The following is a 17,008-nucleotide window of genomic DNA, read 5'->3' as shown; positions in this document are numbered from 1 at the left end:
GCTCTAATGATGGTAGTTGAGCCCCATTAATATATCGGTGGCGAAATTGTTTAACGCCACCTTGAATTCAGTTAGTGATTAGGTATCTGTTCTTAGAATATTTAAAAACTCATGCGTCACGATGCTCAAGGAAGCCGCCATCTACCCAATTGATTATCAAGTCAACATACTCTTGTCCAGCATCTTCCGATGAGAAGTGAGATGCGTTATCAAATATAACTAGCTTACTATTGGGGATATGCTTGGATAAGGCAGTCGCATTATCCACTAAAACAAATGGATCTCTCTTGCCCCAAGTGATCAATGTCGGAACATTAATACCATTTAGTTTTCTCTCAATCCATGGAAGCTCTTTCGAATAGCTTCCAAAGAAACTGATGGCGCACTTGTGACTGTCATTATCAAAGGCTATGTCATAGTACTCTTGGATAGCTCGTTTGCTGGGTTTGTAGTTGTGATAGCCGTCTTTGACGGCAGTCAGGAAGTTGGTTTTCATTACTGACTTCTTGTTTAAGCCTTTTGCTATCCAGCGAACCATTCGGGATCTGACAACGGCCATAAGAATAGGAGAGAGTTTTGGAGGGAAGGTGCCTGGGCCGTCAAAGATATTGAGACTCAAGAATCGTTGAGGGTGGTTAATAACGGCCGCTAAAGCAATAGGCACACCCACATCCGGCCCTACCAGGTGGGCCTGCTTGATGCCAAAATGGTTCATTATTTGAACAAGGGCTTCGCTCAGGCTGCTCGGAGACATATCTCCTTCCTCCGCTTTTGATAAGCCAAATCCTGGGATATCAAAGGCTAGCACATCAAACTTTTCACTAAATGCTTCAATGGATGACTCCCACATGCGAATACTTTGGGGTAGACCATTCAGCAGTAGTAGGCTGGGAGCCTGAGGTTTTTCCTTGCGTAGAAAGCGAATGTTAAATTTCCCTACAGAGACAAACTGCGGTGTAAATATATCGTCAGCGGTTGAGGGTCTATTGGAGGCGTATTGGGTTAGGGCCTTGTCTAAGAGAGCTTGGGTCATAACAGGGTATATATCTATATGGGTCTATAGGTGATTTCGGGTTAAGTTACTTATTTATACTAGGTTACTCACTTGAGAGTTGGTTGCCAATAAGGCACTATTAAGTGGTTAAGTTACTTTTTGATAACCTATGGAGTGGAAGGGTGGGGACGCAGAATAAAAATAGTGAGAGGCGCGTGTTTGTGAATGATGATGAATGTCCCGTTCGTAATGTAGTAGCTCAAATTGGTGACAAGTGGTCCATCCTGATATTGTTTGCCCTTGTTGATGGTCCAGATCGCTTCAACTCCCTAAAGTCGCGTATTGAAGGGATTTCACAGCGAATGTTGACGCAAACCCTGCGTGACTTAGAGCGCGATGGTTTTGTACTCCGTTCTGTCTTTGCGCAGGTTCCAGTTAAAGTGGAGTATGAATTAACTGACCTGGGAAGGGGGTTATCTGCAGCTGTGTGGAAGTTAGTCTCTTGGGCAGATGAACATCATCCCGAGATTCGTAAAGCGCGCCTAAGATATGATGAGGATAATCAATCGTAGATTAAGGATTCTACCTTCTATTGTCCCCATTTAGGGCTTCTCTCAAAAATTATCAGTCTGCTTTGTAGTAAAGCATGATCTGTACTTGCAATTGAGTTCAATAGAGCCTTTTGTAGCTGAAGCATTACTGTAAATATATAGTTAGAATGATTGGCAATCTTAGTTTTCTTGAACTTGAGGCATAACGGAATAGGACTTACAAGTAAATTTAAATTTCTTACCCTTGATAATTAAATAGAATCGATAAATATAAGTAATTAGAAGGTGAGCCATGGATTTTTTTGAAATTAACCGACACTCCTGGGATAGCCGCACCCGTATTCATGTGAAGTCTGAATTTTATAATATTGATGGATTTCTAAGCGGAAAATCTACTTTAAATGAATTTGAGCTTTCAGATATAGGTAATGTGTCTGGAAAAAGTTTACTTCACTTACAGTGTCACTTTGGCTTGGATACCTTATCTTGGGCTCGATTGGGGGCGAAGGTGACGGGAGTTGATATTTCTTCTGTAGCCATTACTGAAGCACAGGCTCTTTCTGACCGTTCAGGTTTACATGGAGAGTTTATCTGCAATGATATCTACAGTTTTGGAGAGTCAAATAATAAAGAATTTGATATCGTCTTTACTTCCTACGGTGCACTCTGTTGGTTGCCGGATATCGAGCGGTGGGCATCAGTTGTTGCTCAATGCTTAAAGCCGGGGGGGACTTTCTACATCGCAGAATTTCATCCATTTTATGATATTTTCTCTGGTTACACATACTTTCATCGAGCCGATCCAGATATTGAAGAGCAGGGTACCTATACAGAGAATGATCGGGGTGGCAAGTCTACCCTAGCCACCTGGTCACATCCGATTAGCGATGTTGTGAGTGCATTATTAAAATATGGTATTCAAATCACTCAACTAAAAGAATACCCGTATAGCCCTTACAACTGTTTTGATGGCATGGAGGAGCGTGAGAAGGGGAAATACTACCTGTTTTTTAAAGGACATGAGATTCCGCTAATTTATACTATTAAAGGTGTCAAAGTTACTTGAGATAAAGAGCAATAACAGTAATCAGGCTAGCGGTAGATTTGTGCAGAGCCTTTTTTAAGGGAGGGAAAAGGAGGGTAATGAGTACCGCCCCCTTAAACTTCCCATGTAAAGGCCCACTGGCTTCATATCCAACACTGCTTTCTTGCGTTTTGTCTAATTGGCGTAGATAGCCACTATTTACCATTCACAGATGTTTAGATTCCGTACTTAGTTGCCATTTCTTTAAGAGAAATTTCTTATAGCCCTTTTAGCAAGCTGGATCACACTCTGTTCAGGAGAAGGTCATTATTAACTGATTTTATAGAGGGTAGTAAGATGGCTATATGGCAATTACAAGGTATGAAGTGTGCTTTATCTATATTTGCAGGTGCTTTTTGCTTGCTGATATCCGGGCTTGCATCGGCGGTTGATTGTGGTGATACCATTAACACCCGAGAAGTTTTGGATGATGATTTGGTATGTACAGATAATATCGCGATAACCATTGTTGGCCCAACTGGTGGCCTGGATATGAATGGTCATACCATTACTTGTGACAATAATTCTGCAATAGGCATAGATGTTGTCGGTCTTGTGGGGTATTTGGAGGGCGCAGGTACTATATCATTCTGCCAGACGGGCGTTAGATTGGCTGGTGATGGATTTCATAATGTAACCAATATTTCTGCTAACAATAATGACTTTGTAGGGTTGGCGGTATCGAGCGACTTCAATCTAATTACTAATTCAAGTGCTAATGGTAATGGTAATACTGGCATATTAGTTACGGGGCTAAGAAATACCTTGATCTCAAATATTATCGAAAGTAACTTACTAGATGGGATTCAGTTGGATGGTGATGCTCCAAGTTTAGCCCAAAATTATATATATGATAATAATCGATATGGGATCTATATTGCTGATTCCAACTTTGGGAATTATAGCCAGAACACCTCTGAGATGAATGGTTCAGTGGGTATCTATATGGAAGCAGCTAATCAGTTTTTTAACTTTATTCTCAACAACACATCCAAGGGAAATACTGATTTTGACTTGGAGGATCTAAATGCAAATGCATGTAGTAATATTAATGTCTGGCGTGGAAACACTTTTACTACTGCTAATCCCAGTTGTTTAAATTAAGGCTTTTTGCAAGGCTCACCTTAAAGTAAACTGGGTGAGCCTGTGTTCAATTCGTATCCGCTCAACTATTTGCTTGTTGTCTATAAGGATTAAATTTCACTGATACATTATGTGGTAATGTAGTATCAGACATGTTTCTAACTCTGATTACAAGGTGCTGATTAATCCATGAAGCCTGATAACTTAATTGATCATCCTGAAGGCGGGAAATTTCTTCAGGTGTTTAAGTCGAGCTCAATAGTAACAAGGGAGGATGGGCAGAAGCGAAGCGCATTGACGCATATTTACTTTTCCTTACAGAAAGATGAAGTATCTAGGTTTCACCGGGTCGAATCTGATGAGGTTTGGAATTTATATAGGGGGGAAGGCTTATATCTCTATATTTGGACTGAGGGGGATAGCTGTTTGCAAAGGACTGAGATTTCCGCAAAGAATAATATATTTTGTCATGTTGTTCCTGCTGGTGCCTGGCAGGCTGCTGAGCCAATTGGGAGTTCTGTTTTGGTCGGATGTTCGGTAGGCCCGGGGTTTGAATTTTCGGATTTCAATTTAATCAAGGTTGATGATCCTGTAGCAAAACAACTGTGTGAGATAGATAGTTGTTTGAGTCGCTTCATTCGTTAAGCCTAAAGTTTAAGCTGTAGTTACGCTTTACTATTGATGGATATTTTGGCGTAAATTTTATGGAGTCTATTTTAAGCTTTTCACTTCACGTCTATGCACGAGTTTTGATTATTTTACTTGCCCAAGCTTCTCTATGCCATTACCTTTTACATGCCAGAGCTATTGAGAATATTTTCCTATGGATATTTCACTCTTTGGGCTCAAAATGTATCCCAATATTCTTTTTTCTGATTTCAAGGATTTTTATTACCTGGGCATAATGGTTATGACTAAAAATTGTTATTGGGTTTACTTCAGCTCTTTCGCATAATGTAAATGCCGATGATGTGTACGCTGATACCATTGCGAGTACAGAAATAATAAGTAAGGATCTCAATTGTAATTTGATTGGGTTAACAGTTGCTGGGCTGACCGGTAGCTCGGATTTAAGTGGCAATTGGCTGTGGTGGTGAGTAGTAATCAATAGCTAAACAGTTTTATTAGGGGGGTACAATACTATTTTAGGAGTTCATTATGAATATTTGGCAGGAAGGAACGCAGTCTAAACTATATTCTTATCTATTTTTCGGTAGTGCGTTAGTAATCTCTGGAAGTGTAAATGCAGATATAGTGTGTGGCGGTAATATTACAACTCCAGAGGTGTTAACTGAGAACTTTTCTTGTAATTCCGGTGTAATAGTAACTGGCCCTACAGGAAGCCTGAACTTGAATGGATTTACGTTTGATTGTGAAGGAGGGGCAGGTGTCATTCTTGAAGGTACAGGAGCTGTATTATCTGGAGGTGCATCAGGAGGTACATTGGATGAATGTGGTACAGGAGTCATTGCAGCAGGTTCCGGTAGCCACACAATTACGGGTATAACATTTAGTGAGGTTTTTGGAGAAGGGGTTTTCCTCGACTCGGACAACAATACGCTGTCTGGTTCGATTATTGATGTACCAATTGGTGGTGAAGGTGTGTTTATTAGAGGCAGTAACTCAACGGTGATAAATAACGAGATTGTTAGTTCAGATGGATTCGGGGAAAGTGGTATCTTTTTTGATCTCGGGGCAGATAATTCGACCGTAATATCTAATAAGATAACCGGTTTTAGTGATTATGGTATGGAAATATGTAGCAATGGTAATTTCATTGCTCAAAATACGGTTGAACTCACTGGTTTTACAGATCCTATTCCCGGCACTGCGGTAGGTATATCGTTGGCTAAGTTCGCCATTCCCATCTGCTTTTTTTTTGATCCGGATAGCCAATTCGGAAATGTAATTATTGGCAATATAGCAACTGATAACAACTCTACCGATCTTGAGGATACTAATCCCTTCCCCTGCCTTAATACCTGGTTTGGCAATACGGCTGATAATATAGAAGGGGCCTGTATTGATCAATGAGCCGTAAAATTATTCCCTAGAAGGCCAGCGAAATCTTATTCTTTTGACTGATGTTTGGTGAAAGGGTGCGCGGATATTAATATAAGCCTTGGCCGATTGCTAAAATATCACACCGGGATTATCCGGTGTGATATAGACGTGATTAGCTCATTTAGAGGTTCGTTATATATTGGAGTCTTGCTGCTTGCATGGTAGAGCCATAGGGTTCTAATCTATTTTTTCGTTGGGTCGTTTATCGATATTCATATTTTGACGAATGCCGGACTCTGCTAGTACAGATAAGAAAAAGTCATTTGGTGTAAATTCCAATAGGGTTGCCAGGGTGTAGTCAGCATCTTTAAGGACATCTGGGCTGCCTATGCCTACAGCCGTCATACCATCAGCGGACTTAATTGCACTGACTCCTGCGAGCGCATCCTCAAAAGCAATGCAAAACTCTGGATCAATTCCTAGACCTTTGGCGGCGGCTAGGAATATATCTGGTGCAGGTTTAGGTGCAGATTTTTCTGGGTCTGCAATAACAGAAAAGTAACGGGATATTCCCAGGGCTTCCAATACCGCCGGCGCGTTTTTACTCGCTGAGGCGAGGCCAACCGGAATATGCTGAGAATTTAACCATGCGAGCAGTTTACCGGCGCCCGGTAACAAGTCTGCGGGAGAGAGGCTGCGAATTAATTCCTGGTAGCGGCTGTTTTTTCTAGCAGCCAGTGCGATTTTTGCTTCTTCAGTGTAATTGCTGCTTTTTTCCCCGAGAATCACCTCAAGAGAAGCCATTCTTTCCAGGCCCTTTAAGCGCTCTTCAGTATCCGCTGTCCAGGGAAGGTTGAGCCCTTCAGCCAGCTGTTGCCATGCGATCAGGTGGAGACGTGCGGTGTCTGCAATAACGCCGTCGAGATCAAAAATTGCTGCACGATAGATCATCAGGATACCTCCTCCATCGGTGCTATTTGAATGGTTTCTGTTTGCCCTGGTGTCTCCAGGAATAGAATTTGCTTGCCGTGATGAAGACTGAGCGCTTCACCTTTCACCAAGGTGTACCTGGCGCTGTAAGAATCGACATCGACTGCGATCGTGCGGCCACGGAATTGCAACCGGAAACGATAGCCGTCCATTCCATTGGGCAGATATGGATTGAAGTTGAGTTCATTGCCGTGCAGCCGCATGCCAGCAAATCCCTGGACCATACACATCCAGGTGCCCCCCATACAGGCAGTGTGTATACCGTGCTGGGTATTGTTGTGGTGGTTATCCAGATCCATTCGCGCAACTTGCTGGAAGTAGTTCAGCGCTTTATCCGGATACCCAACTTCACTGGCAATAATGCTGTGAATACAAGCGGATAAAGTGGAATCGTGCGTGGTGAGCGGTTCATAGAAGTCGAAATCCCGACGCTTCTGCTCAATTGAAAACTCTGAACTTTCCAGTAACAGGCCAAGAACGACATCCGCCTGCTTACAAACTTGGTGTCGATAGATCACCAGGGGATGATAGTGAAGTAACAGCGGGAATTGATCGGCTGGCGTTTCGGCAATATTCCAGCGGGGTTTGTTTAGAAAACTATCGTCCTGAGAATGTATACCCTGCTTTTCATCGTAGGGCAGATACATGCTTTCTGCGGCCTTGGCCCAGTTATCAATTTCCTGTTTGCCGAGTTGAATACGCTGGGTTAACTCATCGCACGCTGCAGGATCGAATGATTTTAACCACTGTAATACTTCAACAGCATATTCAAGATGGGCCTTGGCCATCAGGTTTGTGTAGAAATTATTGTCAACCAGGGCGGTGTATTCGTCTGGTCCGGTAACCTCATTGATACAGAACTGGTTGTCGCGAAGTGCGTTGAAGTGGCCAATCTCCAACCACATACGAGCGCCTTCTATCACGACTTCTGCGCCCTTGTTGCGCAGAAAATCGACATCACCGGTAACCCGGCAGTAATGTCGTACGGCGTAGGCAATATCCGCATTGATATGGTATTGCGCAGTGCCTGCCGGGTAATAGGCTGAGCACTCCTCACCGCCGATGGTGCGCCAGGGAAACAGTGCTCCCTTTTGAATCGACATCTCCCTCGCTCTTTTTCGTGCGGCATCGAGGATTGAGTAGCGGTATTCCAGTAGGCCGCGCGCTAATTCGGGTTGGGTGTAGAGGAAAAACGGTAGTACATAGATTTCTGTATCCCAGAAATAGTGGCCGTCATAGCCGTCACCGGAAAGTCCTTTGGCTGCAATATTGGTATTGCCATCCCGACCTAGGGATTGGAACAAGTGGTACTGGTTGAAACGTATTCCCTGCTGCAGGGCATCATTTCCACTGACCTGAATATCGGACTCAAGCCAGAAATTGTCCATTTGTATACGCTGGGTTTCGATATGGTCCGCAAAACTTTTAGCCGCACAGCGCTCCAGGTAATGATGCAATTCGCCTGCTGATATCGGCTCAGCATTTTGCTGTGCAAAGTAAGCGACGTACTTGGTTAGGCGAATAGGGGTGTTGCGGCGGGCAGCAAAGCGATAGTCAACCGAGACGCAGTCTTCACTGCGGAGGTTATTGGACGTGTAATCGCTGTCACTCTCACAAAGGTGCAGGGCTGCGCATCGTATAGAGAAGCCACTGCTCTTAACGGATAGAGGCAGGGCTAAATAACCATCTTCAGCTGTATTTTCCAGCCATTCGATATCTCCCCGGTCAATAGGGGAGGCTAGGCGTGGGTCCTCACTGCGTTCTGCTTGGGCAAGGTCACCATCAAGGCAGGATTGCAGGTGTACCTCTCCGTCAAAATTGATGGGTGTGAGTTCCAGTTGCAGAGCTAACAGGTTTTTCTCACTGAGGGAAACCAGGCGCTGCACTTTGAGTTCAATGGTTTTTCCTTTTGGGGAGCGCCAAGTGAGTTTTCTCTCGCTGATCCCCGCGGCCATGTCCAGGCGACGCTCGTAGTTGAGCAGCTCGCCTTGGGCGAGACTAAAGCGTTCTCCATCCAAGCTGATATAAATGGTCTTGCCGTCGGGAACCGTCAACATCCTCTGGTTGTTGCGCGCGTAGCCATAAGCAGACTCACCATAGGTGATAGGTTCGCTGGCGTAGACTCCATTCAGGTAACAACCATCCGTGAAGGGTTCTGGATCGAAACCCTCCTCAAAGGTACCGCGTAAGCCGATATAGCCATTACCGAGGGAGAATAGGGTGGCATTGAGGCTGTAATCTTCGGGCTGGAAGGTGTCCTCCACCAAGTCCCAGGGGTGGATCTTGTGTTTGATTTGTTGTTTTTGCTTCATACCACTTTCACTGGATTGGAGATTGGGTCCTAGGGCCGGGCCTGCTGGGCCTTCGGCAACTGGCATTCAGTCTATCCGTAGTTGATGTCTTTTTGCAATCGATTGCAAGTCTGGGGTTAAGCCTGACTGATACTAGAAGATAGACCTGATTTTCATCTCCGAAAAGTCTGTAAGCTACTGAAAAATAATGGTTATTTTCTTTTCCTGGGTCAATTGCCAGTTGTTTTGTGACTGATCGGCATAAGGCATTCCCAAATTTTTATTGGTTTTTATGCAAACGATTGCAAATTTTTGTCTGACTGATACATACTGGGTATCTTCAGGCATTGGGGAGAAGTCGCCTTTCTCCACAAAGTCTGGGTAAAAAATGTACAATAACAGGTTGGTACGGCTGACTGCCTAAACCACAGAGCCAGATAGAATCCACTATGAAGAATCAGCGCATACTCCTATCTCTATTCACTATCTACTTTGTCTTTGCCATTTTGTTGAACAGCGTGGGTACTGTGATCCTGCAGGTAATCAATACCTATGGGGTGAGTAAATCTGCTGCGAGTGTGCTGGAGGGGTTCAAGGATATCCCCATCGGTATAGTGTCTTTCCTGATTGCTTCCCAGCTTCCCCGATTGGGGTTTAAGCGGGCGATGCTGGCGGGGTTGGCAATCGTCACCCTGGCTTGTACAGCTATGCCCCTGTTACCCGGGTTTTGGACGGCGAAGTTACTGTTCTTGTCCGTGGGTGTTGCGTTCGCATTGGTAAAGGTTGCCGCATACTCCACCGTGGGATTGTTAGCGCAGGGCCGCAGCGCACATGCGAGCCTTCTAAACACCCTGGAGGGGGTGTTTATGGTGGGAGTTCTCAGTGGCTACTGGCTGTTTAGCGCTTTTATTGATTCATCGAACCAAGGGTCGACTGCCTGGCTCAATGTGTATTGGGTGCTGGCGGTGGTCTGTGTGATTGCATTTGTATTGCTCTGGTGCACAGAGCTTGATGAATCCGGGGCGCGAATCGAAGAGGCTAGCCCGAAACAGGACTTTATCGCGATGATAAAGTTGATGGCCAAACCTCTGGTATACATCTACGTGATCTCCGTATTTTTCTATGTATTGATTGAGCAGGGGATAGGAAGTTGGTTGCCGACCTTTAATAATGAAATTCTTAAGCTGCCGGCTGCAATGAGTGTTCAGGCTGCAAGTATCTTTGCCGCAGGGCTGGCGTTGGGGCGACTTGGTGCCGGTGTGATGATGCGCAAAGTACACTGGTACCCGATGCTGAATGTGTGCTTAGTTGCGATGGGATTACTGGTGGTCGTTAGCCTGCCCCTGGCGAGTAATATTGTGGCGAATCCCGATGTAAACTGGCTCAGTGCTCCAGTGGCGGCTTTTGTTTTACCGCTGATTGGCTTGTTTATGGCACCTGTGTATCCAGCTATCAATTCTGTGATGCTCAGTTCCTTGCCCACCCACCAGCACTCTGCAATGACAGGTTTACTGGTGATTTTTTCTGCGCTGGGCGGTACAACTGGCTCACTGATTACCGGGTCGGTTTTCGAGGCCTTTGATGGCCAGGTGGCTTTCTACTTATCCTTGGTACCCATCACAGTGATTCTGATTACCCTGTTCTTTTTCCGTCGCGCCGTAGAGCGGGGGGATGAGACGCTTGAGGCCTCAGCCCCCCTGGCTGGGTAGCAGGGTGGTTTTACAAACTTGGGCGACGGGCCTAAGATGGCATTTTTCCCGCGAACAAGGTGAAGTACGCCATGCCCAAGGGGTCCTCCTCTCCCGTTTCCATGTCCGATATTGCTCGGTTGGCGGGAGTTTCTGAATCTACTGTTTCGCGAGCGCTGAACGATAATCCATTGATTAACGAAAAGACTCGCGAGCGTATTCAAAAAATCGCGAGCTCCATGAATTACAAAATCAATGAGAGCGCGCGAAACTTACGCCTGCAACGCAGCCATACAATTTCGGTTGTGATTAATACGGGGCGCAGTGGCGGCCAGACATTTTCTGATCCATTTATGATCGATATGATCGGTTCAATTGCTGATCGCCTTGCGGTGCATAAATACGATTTACTGTTTTCCAGCAGTATCGCCAGCCGCTCGGATTGGCATTCTTATCTGATGAGTTCCAGGCGGGCTGATGGCGTTATTGTGATTGGCCAGGGGGTGGATGATACCCCACTTCGTGATCTGCAGCAGCAGGGGGACCCTCTTGTTGTCTGGGGAGGGACCTCAACGCAGGGGGCCGAATATTGCATCGTTAGTAGTGACAATCAAATGGGCGGGCGTCAGGCCACAGAGCACTTAATGAGCTTGGGGCGGCGGCGAATACTCTTTCTCGGCGACACAGCTCACCCGGAGGTCAATGGGCGCTTTGAAGGTTACTGTGCCGCGCTCAATGAAGCTGATCTGTCTGGCACTACCAGGCAGTTGACCGCCGGTTTCTCCAGTGAAAGTGGTTATCAATCCATTATCGATCTGGTTGCGCAGGAAGGGCTTAGTTTTGATGGCATTTTCGCCGCCAGTGACAGTATCGCTATGGGGGCGATAAAAGCGCTACAGGCCCGTGGCTATAAGGTGCCGGAAGATGTCGGTATCGTTGGCTTTGACGATATTCCAATCGCCCCGTTTTTTACCCCCCCTCTGACAACCGTTCGTCAGAACATCCACCGAGGTGGTGAATTGATGGTGGAGAAAATGATGGAACTCCTCTCTGGAAAATCGGCGATGCCAGATGTACTACCTACCGAGCTGGTAGTGCGGGGTTCTTGTGGTGCCAATCCGGATTACCAGCCTGTAGAAGAGTTCTTTCAAGACACTTCAGGTGAGTGTTAGTCGCAGGCCCTCACCATTTTGTTTGCCAGCAGGGGCGTAGTTAGTGTCCCTGCCGTTTCCCGAGTTTGAGCCACACTTGTAAAATCGAACTCTGTGGCTGGACTCGAAACATGGCAGATGAGAAAACTAAACTGACCAGAATTCAGGTACTGGGACTGTTTGCCCTAAGCTTGGCAATTTTTCTGATCGGAAATGACCTCACTGCGTTTTCCGTAGCAATTCCAGCTATCGAAAAAGACTTCAACTCCAATATCACCACCACCCAATGGATTATCAACGGCTATACATTGGCTTTTGGGGTGCTGCTGATCTCGGGTGGGCGTTTGGCGGATATGTTTGGCCGGCGCAAAATCTTTTTCATCGGCATGGCCGCCTTTGCATTTTTCTCCCTCCTCGGTGGCATAGCTACCAATATTCCAATGCTGTTGGCGGCGCGGGGATTGATGGGGATCGGTAGTGCCCTTATGTGGCCGGCAATCCTGGGGCTGATCTACGGGATGTTGCCGGAGGATCGCTCGGGCTTTGCCGGGGGCTTGGTGATGGGCATGTGTGCCGCTGCGAATGCAATTGGTCCGGTATTGGGGGGCATTCTTACAGACTTACTGAGCTGGCGCTGGATTTTCTTTATTAACTTACCGGTGGCTGCATTGGCATTTTGGGTCTGCTGGAAGGTTATCCCGGATGACACACCGGAAAATGTCACTGAGCGTATTGATTACGGTGGTGTAATCACCCTGACCACATCGCTATTTTGCCTTCTGCTGGCGCTGGATTTAGTCGTGGATATCGGCTTTAAGAGCCCGGTGATTATTGTCTTGGCACTAGCCACCTTACTGTTTATGGGGGCGTTTATCCTGGTTGAGCGCCATGTGGGCAGAGATGCGTTAATTCCCGTAGATGTAGTAACGAATCACGGTTTCTTTGCCGCAGGTATAGCTACCTTGTTGCTGTCTGTGGTGTTCTTTGCCGCCCTTGTATACGTTCCCCAATACTTGAGTAAGGTCCATAATCACTCGGCGATGTATTCGGGAATGGGGCTACTTCCTATGATGGTCTCATTTGGTTTGGTGTCTTTTATTGCCGGTGGGCTCTACGAAACGCTCGGTGCAAAAACGATTGTCTCAGCGGGCACCATTGCCATGTGTATCGGTATGTTTATGCTTTCTCATTTGCATAAAGAAACAACTTTTTTGCAAATGGTACCGGGACAGGTGGTTCTTGGGGCGGGTATTGGCCTGTTTTATTCTGCTATCACTACTGCCGCAATTACGGTTGTAGCGCCGGAGCGAGCGAGCTTGGCGGGAGCAATTCTCTATATGTTTCAGATTGGTGGGGGAGCAATAGGCTTGGGTATGAATACCACAATTGTGGCAATGGCTCCTGATATCTCTACGGGGATTGATCGCGCTTTTACGGTTAATGCCTATCTGGCGATGGTGGGGCTGGTAGTGTGCCTTTTGTTTGTTTCAGGGAAGCCAGTAGATAAGGCTCCCCTGTCTGAGAAATGATTTATTGCTCGCTTAAATTTCTATTGCCTAATTCTGCAAAATTTACGTTCGTGATGATGCCATCAGTATTGTAACTGAGAATCAATACTTTTTGATAAGAGGCCGGTTGGAAAATAGCCTTATTGGTTTGGCTATACATATACACTTTGGCTTTCTCGGATTTATTGCTAATCAGTGGGTACTGATATTCGCCGGAGGGTTTGCCCAATAAATCCAGAGCTTCGAGAATACTGGTTTGGCCTTCGCTGATAAGTGGTACTTTTGACTCATCAAAATCGGTGGAATCTTCAGCGAGAGAGCTGACAAAATCCTGCCCAACCAATTTATCGTTATAAAAGTAGAAACCCTGGTTACGGGTACCGCTAATATTTTCGCTAACCGCCTTTTTGCCAGTAGTGGGGTAAGCATAAGCGAGTGTTAAAATTTGTTGGTTGTTTTTTACAAACATGCCTTTTTCATAAGGCTTACCGAGCTTCTCTTTAATGGATTGCTCAGTATCTACACCTAACGCTATCTCTTTTTCTCCCAGGGGTTTTGTGCCGATGCCGGTACATCCGGATAGCACAAATAGGGAAAAAATAACCGTTACCAGTCCTTTCACTACAACCTCCTGCACTGTATCTTCCAGGTTCCCTGTGGCCTGAAATATTCGGCGCATCCTACAATTCGCATGTTTTAATTGCCAGTGATTTATAAAGATGATCGATGACCCGAGATTACACTGCTGTAGCATGAATTGAGTGGGTATAGAGAAGTGCACGAATTTAGGCATATCGTGCGCTTTTAGAAAATACAGCGTAGTGAATGACAGCAGAAGAAGAACTCAGTTCCTGATACTGCCCCATCATTCCATTATTTTTTTAAATAAAATTGATAGGCATTTTTTACCAGGACATTTTCTGCTTGTGCTTCATCGAGGGTGTCGCGAATTAACAAAATATCTTCAGGTTTGAAGGGGCGCGGTGCCCTGGTAGAGGGAAGATCGGAGCCAAACATTAGGCAATTAGGGTTGGCCTGGTAGAGGTCGACAATTGCCGCTGCGGGGTCGAAATCCAGGCGGCCAAAGCCGCTCGCTTTTACCTTTACCCCTTTTTCTGCCAGTTTGAGCAAGATGGGAAAACCCTGCTTGGTGATTCCCATGTGATCAATGGAGGCGGCTGGTAACGCGATCAATTTATTATAGAGAGGGGTCAATGCAGAGGCTTCAACGTATAGTTCGACATGCCAGCCTGCCAAGTCAAAAACTCGCCGGGCAAGGGTATCGATAAAACCGATCTGTTCCGAGCCGCCCCGTACCAAATTAAAGCGCAGGGCTCTGACTCCATGTTTGTGGAGTGACAAAATGGTGTTGTCGGGAGTGTCGGCGGATAGTTGTGTGACCCCAACATAGTTTTTGCCCAGCTTTTCCAGGGCATCAATAAGGTAGGTTTGATTCAGCTTCTGGAATGAGCCGGAAACTACAGCGCCCCCCACTAGCTGGTAGTTTTGTAACTTGAGTTGATAGTCGTCCACGGTAAATTTTGGCGGCAAATAGCCGTGATTTGGGAATAGGGGGAACTTGGGACTTATGATGTGGAAGTGACTATCAAATAGTCTCTGTTTTTGCTGTTCCATAGTCAGGTGCACCGTGCTCGCTTAGATTTCCTGGATGACTCTCACTCGATCTGCAAGAGCGCGCTGTGAAACGGGAATGTCCGGGGCGAATAGCTCCCAAGAGTGAATCACGCCAGGTCGAACGTGGAGCTCCGTGCTAACACCGGCATCGGTGAGTAATTGGGCGTATTGCATATCCTCATCGCGAAAAATATCTAGTTCGCCAACATCGATAAATGCTGGCGGTAGACCCTTGGCATCTTGCAGGCGGGCAGGGGCAGCATGAGGACTGACCGCAGGGCTGCCCACTTGATTACCCAGGTAAGCGGTCCAGCCGGTGAGATTATCTTCATAGGTCCAGATAATAAATGGCAATAACTCGGGATCGGGAGTAACCGTCCTGTCGTCCAGCATTGGGTATAACAATATCTGCCGTGCCAGGGACGGGCCTTTTTTGTCGCGAGCGACAATTGTCAGGGCTGCAGCGAGCCCCCCTCCGGCACTATCTCCCATGATGCCAATTCGCGTGGGGTCAATGGAGAGTTCCTGTGAGTGCTGTACCAGCCAAATGAATGCCCGATAGCAATCATCAATCGGTATAGGGTAGGGGAACTCCGGAGCCTTTCGGTAATTTACTGATAAAAATGGCACGCCGCTGGCAGCTACATATTTGGCGATGACCAAGTCGTACCGTGAGATATCGTGGCAGATGAGCCCACCGCCATGAATGTAGAGAATGGCGGAGCCTGGTTTGCTATTCTCCTTTTGGTACCAGCGTAACTGGATCTCCTCTTGGTCTGAACTCTTTAGGGTAAAGTCCCGAAAAGAAACATCTGATGGAAAACTGCGACCCTGAAATAGTGCTTGAGTGACCACGGCTCCATTCTTACGGCGAGTATCCACATCCCCAATAGGCGCTTCTGCCAAGGTATCCAGCAAGTCGCCAAACTTGCTAAGGGCGCTTGAAAAGTCCGGGTCCAGGGAAAAACTCATTGACGAGATCCTTATCGGAGTTCCTATCATCTAGTGGTCCATTGCTAGTGGACCTTTGCTAAATGTGGACCTTCGGCAGCGAAATGCCAGTACTTTTAGCTGGGTTCTGCGACACCGCTTTCAGCCACCAAGGTCTGAATAGATGTTGTCGAAGCTGACTGCACCTCTGATTTGTTCTCGCTGTACCGCTCGGTCAGATAGTTACCCTGGCCACGCAACAAAATGGTGGTTTTTACCAGCTCTTCCAGAACGTCAATCACCCGGTCCCGGAATGGGGAATCCTTGAGGTGCCCATGTTCATCGAATTCCTGCCAGGCCTTGGCAATAGAGGATTGGTTGGGAATCGTAAACATGCGCATCCAGCGGCCGAGAACCCTCAAATTGTTGACGGTATTGAATGACTGTGAGCCACCGGAAATCTGCATGACCGCCAGGGTTTTTCCCTGGGTTGCCCGGCTTGCAGATTGGTCCAGTGGTAGCCAGTCGATCTGATTCTTGAAAACAGCCGAGACATTTCCGTGTATCTCCGGGCTAATCCACACTTGACCCTGGCTCCAGGCAGACCACTCGCGCAGTTGCTGCACCTTGGGGTGATCCTGGCTGGTGCCGTCGTAAAGAGGGAGGTCGACAGGGTCAAACAAGCGAACCTCAGCACCAAAATGCTGCAATATTTCAACAACCTGGTTGGCCAATAGACGCGAAAAGGAGTTGGGTCTCAGGGATCCGTACAACACCAGAATCCTGGTAGGGTCACCACTGGGAGGGGAGTCCACCAGGCGATTAAGAATATTGATGGGGGTGTGGTTCGGTAGCATCATGAGTTACCTCAAAATTTCTATATTTCTATAATAATAGAAATATGAGGCAAAGCAAAGGTACATCAGCCTCAGTCGGGCCTTTCTGAATCCGCTTGGAACCGGCTAGTCGAATTACGGGTGCACAGGGACTCAAAATACTGGGCCAGCATCGAGGCTTAGGCTTCCTGTAGTTTCTCCAACACTGGAGGAGATAGCGCAAACGGAAAGAGAGTCCAGCAGAGGTTGCTCCCAATTGTTAG

16 protein-coding genes are annotated in these 17,008 nt (G+C 46.5%); 8 read left to right on the top strand and 8 right to left on the bottom strand.

Annotated elements, in window-relative coordinates; all coding sequences use genetic code 11:
• Nucleotides 1–109: 109 nt before the first annotated feature.
• On the bottom strand, nt 110–1,033 hold the full coding sequence (locus ACJJIS_RS12775; RefSeq protein ID WP_444905667.1) for an alpha/beta fold hydrolase: 924 nt from the start codon (nt 1,031–1,033) through the stop codon (nt 110–112).
• A 182-nt stretch (nt 1,034–1,215) separates the two neighbouring features.
• Here ACJJIS_RS12775 and ACJJIS_RS12770 point away from each other — a divergent pair, with 182 nt between their 5' ends.
• The 5 genes from ACJJIS_RS12770 to ACJJIS_RS12750 all read left to right on the top strand — a co-directional run bounded on the left by ACJJIS_RS12770 (nt 1,216) and on the right by ACJJIS_RS12750 (nt 5,746).
• Entirely contained in the window at nt 1,216–1,566 is a 351-nt protein-coding gene (locus ACJJIS_RS12770) for a winged helix-turn-helix transcriptional regulator (protein ID WP_444905666.1), read from the top strand.
• Nucleotides 1,567–1,837: 271 nt separating this feature from the next.
• Entirely contained in the window at nt 1,838–2,611 is a 774-nt protein-coding gene (locus ACJJIS_RS12765; protein ID WP_475708277.1) for a class I SAM-dependent methyltransferase, read from the top strand.
• Between the two features lie 315 nt (nt 2,612–2,926).
• Nucleotides 2,927–3,733 carry a right-handed parallel beta-helix repeat-containing protein gene (locus tag ACJJIS_RS12760; RefSeq protein WP_444905664.1) on the top strand — a complete coding sequence of 269 codons (807 nt, stop codon included), beginning with the start codon at nt 2,927–2,929 and terminating at the stop codon, nt 3,731–3,733.
• A gap of 168 nt (nt 3,734–3,901) precedes the next feature.
• On the top strand, nt 3,902–4,357 hold the full coding sequence (locus tag ACJJIS_RS12755; protein ID WP_444905663.1) for a cupin domain-containing protein: 456 nt from the start codon (nt 3,902–3,904) through the stop codon (nt 4,355–4,357).
• A 513-nt stretch (nt 4,358–4,870) separates the two neighbouring features.
• On the top strand, nt 4,871–5,746 hold the full coding sequence (locus tag ACJJIS_RS12750; RefSeq protein ID WP_445358618.1) for a right-handed parallel beta-helix repeat-containing protein: 876 nt from the start codon (nt 4,871–4,873) through the stop codon (nt 5,744–5,746).
• Nucleotides 5,747–5,953: 207 nt separating this feature from the next.
• On the opposite strand, the gene pgmB is transcribed toward ACJJIS_RS12750, so the two are convergent.
• The 3 genes from pgmB to ACJJIS_RS12735 form a co-directional block, all read right to left on the bottom strand.
• Nucleotides 5,954–6,667 carry a beta-phosphoglucomutase gene (gene pgmB / locus ACJJIS_RS12745; RefSeq protein ID WP_475708276.1) on the bottom strand — a complete coding sequence of 238 codons (714 nt, stop codon included), beginning with the start codon at nt 6,665–6,667 and terminating at the stop codon, nt 5,954–5,956.
• Complete coding sequence (locus tag ACJJIS_RS12740) at nt 6,667–9,084, bottom strand: glycoside hydrolase family 65 protein (protein ID WP_445358616.1); 2,418 nt, start codon at nt 9,082–9,084, stop codon at nt 6,667–6,669. Before ACJJIS_RS12740 ends, pgmB begins: the two co-directional genes overlap by 1 nt.
• A gap of 108 nt (nt 9,085–9,192) precedes the next feature.
• Nucleotides 9,193–9,345: a hypothetical protein gene (locus ACJJIS_RS12735; RefSeq protein ID WP_445358615.1), complete on the bottom strand. Its 153-nt coding sequence runs from the start codon at nt 9,343–9,345 to the stop codon at nt 9,193–9,195.
• 101 nt (nt 9,346–9,446) lie between these two features.
• Between ACJJIS_RS12735 and ACJJIS_RS12730 the strand changes: the two genes are divergently transcribed.
• The 3 genes from ACJJIS_RS12730 to ACJJIS_RS12720 all read left to right on the top strand — a co-directional run bounded on the left by ACJJIS_RS12730 (nt 9,447) and on the right by ACJJIS_RS12720 (nt 13,365).
• A complete protein-coding gene (locus tag ACJJIS_RS12730; RefSeq protein ID WP_445358614.1) occupies nt 9,447–10,706 on the top strand; it encodes an MFS transporter in 1,260 nt (419 codons plus the stop codon).
• A 71-nt stretch (nt 10,707–10,777) separates the two neighbouring features.
• Complete coding sequence (locus tag ACJJIS_RS12725; RefSeq protein ID WP_475708275.1) at nt 10,778–11,857, top strand: LacI family DNA-binding transcriptional regulator; 1,080 nt, start codon at nt 10,778–10,780, stop codon at nt 11,855–11,857.
• Between the two features lie 110 nt (nt 11,858–11,967).
• On the top strand, nt 11,968–13,365 hold the full coding sequence (locus tag ACJJIS_RS12720) for an MFS transporter (protein WP_475708274.1): 1,398 nt from the start codon (nt 11,968–11,970) through the stop codon (nt 13,363–13,365).
• Between the two features lies 1 nt (nt 13,366).
• On the opposite strand, the gene ACJJIS_RS12715 is transcribed toward ACJJIS_RS12720, so the two are convergent.
• From ACJJIS_RS12715 to arsH, 4 genes are all read right to left on the bottom strand, one after another.
• A complete protein-coding gene (locus ACJJIS_RS12715; protein WP_444917599.1) occupies nt 13,367–14,023 on the bottom strand; it encodes a hypothetical protein in 657 nt (218 codons plus the stop codon).
• A gap of 194 nt (nt 14,024–14,217) precedes the next feature.
• A complete protein-coding gene (locus ACJJIS_RS12710; protein WP_475708273.1) occupies nt 14,218–14,979 on the bottom strand; it encodes an amidohydrolase family protein in 762 nt (253 codons plus the stop codon).
• A gap of 21 nt (nt 14,980–15,000) precedes the next feature.
• Nucleotides 15,001–15,951: an alpha/beta hydrolase gene (locus ACJJIS_RS12705; protein WP_475708272.1), complete on the bottom strand. Its 951-nt coding sequence runs from the start codon at nt 15,949–15,951 to the stop codon at nt 15,001–15,003.
• Between the two features lie 95 nt (nt 15,952–16,046).
• Nucleotides 16,047–16,769 carry an arsenical resistance protein ArsH gene (gene arsH / locus ACJJIS_RS12700; protein ID WP_475708271.1) on the bottom strand — a complete coding sequence of 241 codons (723 nt, stop codon included), beginning with the start codon at nt 16,767–16,769 and terminating at the stop codon, nt 16,047–16,049.
• Nucleotides 16,770–17,008 lie beyond the last annotated feature (239 nt).

The sequence above is a fragment of the Microbulbifer maximicatervae (SeqCode) genome, assembly GCF_056231245.1.
The sequence above is the reverse complement of the archived record's forward strand: the minus strand, read 5'-3'. Positions and strand labels throughout refer to the sequence as shown.

Excerpts from the sequence above, each read along its gene's own strand:
- ACJJIS_RS12730 (WP_445358614.1), top strand. The coding sequence starts at position 9,447 with ATGAAGAATCAGCGCATACTCCTATCTCTATTCACTATCTACTTTGTC.
- arsH (WP_475708271.1), bottom strand. The coding sequence starts at position 16,769 with ATGATGCTACCGAACCACACCCCCATCAATATTCTTAATCGCCTGGTG.
- ACJJIS_RS12750 (WP_445358618.1), top strand. The coding sequence starts at position 4,871 with ATGAATATTTGGCAGGAAGGAACGCAGTCTAAACTATATTCTTATCTA.
- ACJJIS_RS12740 (WP_445358616.1), bottom strand. The coding sequence starts at position 9,084 with ATGCCAGTTGCCGAAGGCCCAGCAGGCCCGGCCCTAGGACCCAATCTC.
- ACJJIS_RS12760 (WP_444905664.1), top strand. The coding sequence starts at position 2,927 with ATGGCTATATGGCAATTACAAGGTATGAAGTGTGCTTTATCTATATTT.
- ACJJIS_RS12710 (WP_475708273.1), bottom strand. The coding sequence starts at position 14,979 with ATGGAACAGCAAAAACAGAGACTATTTGATAGTCACTTCCACATCATA.
- ACJJIS_RS12715 (WP_444917599.1), bottom strand. The coding sequence starts at position 14,023 with ATGCGCCGAATATTTCAGGCCACAGGGAACCTGGAAGATACAGTGCAG.
- ACJJIS_RS12755 (WP_444905663.1), top strand. The coding sequence starts at position 3,902 with ATGAAGCCTGATAACTTAATTGATCATCCTGAAGGCGGGAAATTTCTT.
- ACJJIS_RS12765 (WP_475708277.1), top strand. The coding sequence starts at position 1,838 with ATGGATTTTTTTGAAATTAACCGACACTCCTGGGATAGCCGCACCCGT.
- pgmB (WP_475708276.1), bottom strand. The coding sequence starts at position 6,667 with ATGATCTATCGTGCAGCAATTTTTGATCTCGACGGCGTTATTGCAGAC.
- ACJJIS_RS12705 (WP_475708272.1), bottom strand. The coding sequence starts at position 15,951 with ATGAGTTTTTCCCTGGACCCGGACTTTTCAAGCGCCCTTAGCAAGTTT.
- ACJJIS_RS12735 (WP_445358615.1), bottom strand. The coding sequence starts at position 9,345 with ATGCCTGAAGATACCCAGTATGTATCAGTCAGACAAAAATTTGCAATC.
- ACJJIS_RS12725 (WP_475708275.1), top strand. The coding sequence starts at position 10,778 with ATGCCCAAGGGGTCCTCCTCTCCCGTTTCCATGTCCGATATTGCTCGG.
- ACJJIS_RS12720 (WP_475708274.1), top strand. The coding sequence starts at position 11,968 with ATGGCAGATGAGAAAACTAAACTGACCAGAATTCAGGTACTGGGACTG.
- ACJJIS_RS12775 (WP_444905667.1), bottom strand. The coding sequence starts at position 1,033 with ATGACCCAAGCTCTCTTAGACAAGGCCCTAACCCAATACGCCTCCAAT.